Origin of the sequence: Bacillus sp. JJ783 (assembly GCF_036963225.1) — a bacterium.
GTDB classification, from domain to species: Bacteria; Bacillota; Bacilli; order Bacillales; family Bacillaceae_G; genus Bacillus_A; species Bacillus_A cereus_U.
This window is the reverse complement of the sequence record NZ_JBALMG010000055.1, coordinates 64,882-65,699: the sequence shown is the minus strand read 5'-3', so window position 1 is coordinate 65,699 and position 818 is coordinate 64,882. Positions and strand designations below refer to the sequence as shown.

Below are 818 nucleotides of genomic sequence, written 5' to 3'. Positions count from 1 at the left end.
TCATAAAAAAAGAGTCAGCATATTGCTGACTCTTTTTTATTATGTATAAGCCTCTTTTTATCACCTTATTTTCCTCAAATAAATAAAGGGATTTAGGAAAAGCTATGGTATGTATTAAAAGGAGGAGATGAAAAATGACACAAGTTAGAGAACTTATGAGTACTCATATCGTACATTGTACTCCATTAGACAATGTATATGAGGCGGCTGTAAAAATGAAGGAAGAATCGGTTGGATTGATTCCTGTTATTGAAAATCAACAAGTTGTTGGGCTTGTTACTGATCGAGACTTAGTTGTTCGTGGGATTGCTGAAAAACATCCTGGATCTAATCAAATTACAAATGTAATGACAACAAACATTGTTTCAGTTTCTCCAGATGATTCTATTGAAAAAGCTACAGAATTAATGGCACAATATCAAATTAGACGGTTACCAGTAGTTGAGAGCGGTCAACTTGTTGGGATGCTAGCACTAGGTGATTTAGCTATAAGAAAATCAGCAGATGATCAAGCAGGGTTTGCTTTAAGTGAAATCTCGGAGCATACGGAATAAATTATGTATAAAAATCAGATACATTATTCTAGTATATATGGATTAAACTAATATGTTAGCGTGATGTATCTGAGACATTATATAATAAGTATAGAGTCAATATTTTTGACAGTTTTTTTAAATTTGTCATTCCTAATTTTTAATAAGAGAAAAAATGATATACTGAGAGATATAAGTATTATGATAGATTTTGAATATAACAATATTTATTGTTAATGATGTAATAATGAATTAATATTTCCTACATAGATAAAGTGAAACTTT

Annotated in this window: 1 protein-coding gene; it reads left to right on the top strand. The window is 30.1% G+C overall.

What is annotated here, in order from left to right; translation table 11 throughout:
- Positions 1 to 134 precede the first annotated feature (134 nt).
- Entirely contained in the window at positions 135 to 554 is a 420-nt protein-coding gene (locus V7038_RS13075; RefSeq protein WP_002201733.1) for a CBS domain-containing protein, read from the top strand.
- The last annotated feature ends 264 nt before the right edge of the window (positions 555 to 818 follow it).